Raw genomic sequence first — 5,499 nt, 5'->3', positions numbered from 1 at the left:
AACTTCCGGGTTCGGGATGGGACCGGGTGTTTCCCTTTCGCTATGGCCGCCGTAACTCTGGTGGCGTCCCCTGGTGCGTGGTGTGTGCACACGCGCGGGGGCCATGTCTGGTGTTCAGTTGTGAACCTGTTGTTGGTTCTTCTGAATTGGTGTGGACGCGAACAGTCGTTGTTCGTTTGCGCGTTGTGGTTCTTGTTGAGGGTTTGTGTGACAAGCCCTCGGCCTATTAGTACCGGTCGGCTGGGCATTGCTGCTGTACACCTCCGGCCTATCAACCCAGTGTTCTGCTGGGGGCCTTACCTACTTATGTAGTGGGAAACCTCATCTTGAAACGTGCTTCCCGCTTAGATGCGTTCAGCGGTTATCACTTCCGAACGTAGCTAACCAGCCGTGCCCCTGGCGGGACAACTGGCACACCAGAGGTTCGTCCATCCCGGTCCTCTCGTACTAGGGACAGCCTTTCTCAAGTTTCCTGCGCGCGCGGCGGATAGGGACCGAACTGTCTCACGACGTTCTAAACCCAGCTCGCGTGCCGCTTTAATGGGCGAACAGCCCAACCCTTGGGACCTACTCCAGCCCCAGGATGCGACGAGCCGACATCGAGGTGCCAAACCATCCCGTCGATATGGACTCTTGGGGAAGATCAGCCTGTTATCCCCGGGGTACCTTTTATCCGTTGAGCGACGTCGCTTCCACATGCCGACGCCGGATCACTAGTTCCGACTTTCGTCCCTGCTCGACATGTCTGTCTCACAGTCAAGCTCCCTTGTGCACTTACACTCGCCACCTGATTGCCAACCAGGCTGAGGGAACCTTTGAGCGCCTCCGTTACATTTTAGGAGGCAACCGCCCCAGTTAAACTACCCATCAGGCACTGTCCCTGATCCGGATAACGGACCTAGGTTAGACATCTAGTACGACCAGAGTGGTATTTCAACGTTGACTCCACATCCACTGGCGTGGATGCTTCACAGTCTCCCACCTATCCTACACAAGCCGAACCAAACACCAATACCAAACTATAGTAAAGGTCCCGGGGTCTTTCCGTCCTGCCGCGCGTAACGAGCATCTTTACTCGTAGTGCAATTTCGCCGAGTCCACGGTTGAGACAGCGCCCAAGTCGTTACTCCATTCGTGCAGGTCGGAACTTACCCGACAAGGAATTTCGCTACCTTAGGATGGTTATAGTTACCACCGCCGTTTACTGGGGCTTAAATTCTCCGCTTCGAACATTGCTGCTCTAACAGGTCCTCTTAACCTTCCAGCACCGGGCAGGAGTCAGTCCGTATACATCGTCTTACAACTTCGCACGGACCTGTGTTTTTAGTAAACAGTCGCTTGGGCCTGGTCTCTGCGGCCTTCACCGCTTCCCACCGCAAGGGTGTTGACGGATCCGGCCCCCCTTCTCCCGAAGTTACGGGGGCATTTTGCCGAGTTCCTTAACCATGGTTCGCTCGATCGCCTTGGTATTCTCTACCTGATCACCTGAGTCGGTTTGGGGTACGGGCGGCGCGTAGCTCGCTAGAGGTTTTTCTCGACAGCATAGGATCACCCACTTCACCATATTGGCTCGGCATCGTGTCTCAGGGTCGTGATCGAACACAAGACGACGGATTTGCCTATCGTCTCCCCTACGCACTTACCCACAGACAACCATCGCTGTGGTTGGGCTACCTTCCTGCGTCACCCCATCGCTTGACTACTACCGGATCGGGTCCCACGCTCCGCCAGCCGGCCTCGCCCCGAAGGGTCCGGTCCGAAAGGTTTCGGGTGGTTAGCATCACCGGGTTCGTCATGGGCGCTACTTTGCCGGTACGGGAATATCAACCCGTTGTCCATCGACTACGCCTGTCGGCCTCGCCTTAGGTCCCGACTTACCCAGGGCAGATTAGCTTGACCCTGGAACCCTTGATCATTCGGCGCACGGGTTTCTCACCCGTGATTCGCTACTCATGCCTGCATTCTCACTCGTGTCGCGTCCACCCCTAGGTCACCCTGAGGCTTCACTCGCGACACGACGCTCCCCTACCCATCCACACACCTGGACCACGTTCGTGGCCGGGCTGTTGCGTGAATGCCATAGCTTCGGCGGATGACTTGAGCCCCGCTACATTGTCGGCGCGGAATCACTTGACCAGTGAGCTATTACGCACTCTTTCAAGGGTGGCTGCTTCCAAGCCAACCTCCTGGTTGTCACTGCGACTCCACATCCTTTTCCACTTAGTCACCGCTTAGGGGCCTTAGCTGATGGTCTGGGCTGTTTCCCTCTCGACTACGGAGCTTATCCCCCGCAGTCTCACTGCTGCGCTCTCACTTACCGGCATTCGGAGTTTGGCTAACGTCAGTAACCTGGTAGGGCCCATCGGCTATCCAGTGCTCTACCTCCGGCAAGAAACACGCAACGCTGCACCTAAATGCATTTCGGGGAGAACCAGCTATCACGAAGTTTGATTGGCCTTTCACCCCTATCCACAGGTCATCCCCTCAGTTTTCAACCTAAGTGGGTTCGGTCCTCCACGCGGTCTTACCCGCGCTTCAACCTGCCCATGGATAGATCACTTCGCTTCGGGTCTTGATCGTGCTACTCAAACGCCCTATTCGGACTCGCTTTCGCTACGGCTTCCCCACACGGGTTAACCTCGCAACACAACGCAAACTCGCAGGCTCATTCTTCAAAAGGCACGCCATCACCCCAACACACCACATAGCTTAGAGGTGGGCAGCCGGGCTCTGACGGATTGTAGGCACACGGTTTCAGGTACTATTTCACTCCCCGCCAGGGGTACTTTTCACCTTTCCCTCACGGTACTTGTCCGCTATCGGTCATCAAGGAGTATTTAGGCTTAACGGGTGGTCCCGCCAGATTCACACGGAATTTCAGGGGTTCCGTGTTACTTGGGATACCACTCAACAGATCCGGCCTTACGCTTACGGGGCTATCACCCTCTACGGCCCCACTTTCCAATGGGCTTCAACTTCAACCGGATTTTCTTACTGTCTGGAAGACCGGCAGATCCTCCCAAGTGGTCCCACAACCCCGCCCACGCAACCCCTGCCGGGTATCACACGCAGACGGTTTAGCCTCATCCGATTTCGCTCGCCACTACTCTCGGAATCACTTTTGTTTTCTCTTCCTACCGGTACTGAGATGTTTCACTTCCCGGCGTTCCCTCCACACGCCCTATATATTCAGGCGCGGGTAACACGACATGACTCGTGCTGGGTTCCCCCATTCGGACATCCCCGGATCACAGCTCGGTTGCCAACTCCCCAGGGCTTTTCGCAGGCTCCTACGTCCTTCATCGGCTCTTGATGCCAAGGCATCCACCATGTGCCCTTCATAGCTTGTCGCACAAACACTCAACAAAAACTACAAAGCAAAACTACAAAGACTAGACATCCGGCAGCCCGTCTCAAGGAGCCACCGGTTGCTAATTTCTGCGACAACACACCAGGCGCCCCAAAGGACACCACGTGCTGCCGCAAAGATGCTCGCGTCCACTATCCAATTCACAAGCTACACACCCACCAACCCAGAACCCGACCCAAGGACCGGACCCCACGAAGGAGGCACCCCCCGAAGGAGGCAAGAGAAACCCGCCTGACGGCTGATGCCTCAGGACTCAACAGTGTGCCAACCCCATCACTGGGCGAACTCTCCCCTCACCACCAGCCGGCCAGGTTCCACACCCACCAGCAGCTCCGAAGAGCACGCTCCGAAGAGCTCGCTCCGTAGAGCGACTGGGGGCAGTACTGAGGCCGACCCGCGATGCAGGTCGGTCGTTCGTCGACGATTCCACTAGTGAGACACCACCATGCGCCACCCCACGCTTCGTGACCTGACTGGTCAGGGGATGGTCGGGGCGCGTGCTCCTTAGAAAGGAGGTGATCCAGCCGCACCTTCCGGTACGGCTACCTTGTTACGACTTCGTCCCAATCGCCAGCCCCACCTTCGACGGCTCCTTCCACAAGGGTTAGGCCACCGGCTTCGGGTGTTGCCGACTTTCGTGACGTGACGGGCGGTGTGTACAAGGCCCGGGAACGTATTCACCGCAGCGTTGCTGATCTGCGATTACTAGCGACTCCGACTTCATGGGGTCGAGTTGCAGACCCCAATCCGAACTGAGACCGGCTTTTTGGGATTCGCTCCGCCTTACAGCATCGCAGCCCTTTGTACCGGCCATTGTAGCATGCGTGAAGCCCTGGACATAAGGGGCATGATGACTTGACGTCATCCCCACCTTCCTCCGAGTTGACCCCGGCAGTCTCCTATGAGTCCCCGGCATGACCCGCTGGCAACATAGGACGAGGGTTGCGCTCGTTGCGGGACTTAACCCAACATCTCACGACACGAGCTGACGACAGCCATGCACCACCTGTACACCGACTAAAAGGGGCTACATCTCTGCAGCTTTCCGGTGTATGTCAAACCCAGGTAAGGTTCTTCGCGTTGCATCGAATTAATCCGCATGCTCCGCCGCTTGTGCGGGCCCCCGTCAATTCCTTTGAGTTTTAGCCTTGCGGCCGTACTCCCCAGGCGGGGCGCTTAATGCGTTAGCTGCGGCACGGAACCCATGGAATAGGCCCCACACCTAGCGCCCAACGTTTACGGTGTGGACTACCAGGGTATCTAATCCTGTTCGCTCCCCACACTTTCGCTCCTCAGCGTCAGGACATGCCCAGAGAACCGCCTTCGCCACCGGTGTTCCTCCTGATATCTGCGCATTTCACCGCTACACCAGGAATTCCGTTCTCCCCTGCATGCCTCTAGTCTGCCCGTATCGAAAGCCAGCCCAGAGTTAAGCCCTGGGTTTTCACTCCCGACGCGACAAACCGCCTACGAGCCCTTTACGCCCAATAATTCCGGACAACGCTCGCACCCTACGTATTACCGCGGCTGCTGGCACGTAGTTGGCCGGTGCTTCTTCTGTACCTACCGTCACCACCATCATCGGCGCTTCGTCGGTACTGAAAGAGGTTTACAACCCGAAGGCCGTCATCCCTCACGCGGCGTTGCTGGATCAGGCTTCCGCCCATTGTCCAATATTCCCCACTGCTGCCTCCCGTAGGAGTCTGGGCCGTGTCTCAGTCCCAGTGTGGCCGGTCACCCTCTCAGGCCGGCTACCCGTCGAAGCCTTGGTAGGCCATTACCCCACCAACAAGCTGATAGGCCGCGAGCACATCCCTGGCCGAAAAAACTTTCCACGCAGATCCCATGCAGGACTGCGTCGTATCCGGTATTAGACCCCGTTTCCGGGGCTTATCCCAAAGCCAAGGGCAGATTACTCACGTGTTACTCACCCGTTCGCCGCTCGAGTACCCCCGAAAGGGCCTTTCCGCTCGACTTGCATGTGTTAAGCACGCCGCCAGCGTTCGTCCTGAGCCAGGATCAAACTCTCCGTTGAAAACAAAAAGTTATCCCCGACAAAAACGACACTGACAATTGTCAGAATCATTGTCAAAGAAATCCGCGACACCAACCAAAGCCGATGTCAACGG

3 rRNA genes are annotated in these 5,499 nt (G+C 56.9%); all 3 read right to left on the bottom strand.

Annotated features, from left to right (window positions below):
- Positions 1 to 54 (bottom strand): 5S ribosomal RNA (rrf, locus tag HZF07_RS23445); the annotation flags it as partial.
- A gap of 152 nt (positions 55 to 206) precedes the next feature.
- Positions 207 to 3,351: ribosomal RNA gene (locus HZF07_RS23440) — 23S ribosomal RNA — on the bottom strand.
- A gap of 527 nt (positions 3,352 to 3,878) precedes the next feature.
- Positions 3,879 to 5,405, bottom strand: a 16S ribosomal RNA gene (locus HZF07_RS23435).
- Positions 5,406 to 5,499: the final 94 nt, after the last annotated feature.

It is taken from the genome of Nocardioides agri (genome assembly GCF_013778305.1).
GTDB classification, from domain to species: Bacteria; Actinomycetota; Actinomycetes; order Propionibacteriales; family Nocardioidaceae; genus Nocardioides; species Nocardioides agri.
The sequence above is the reverse complement of the archived record's forward strand: the minus strand, read 5'-3'. Positions and strand labels throughout refer to the sequence as shown.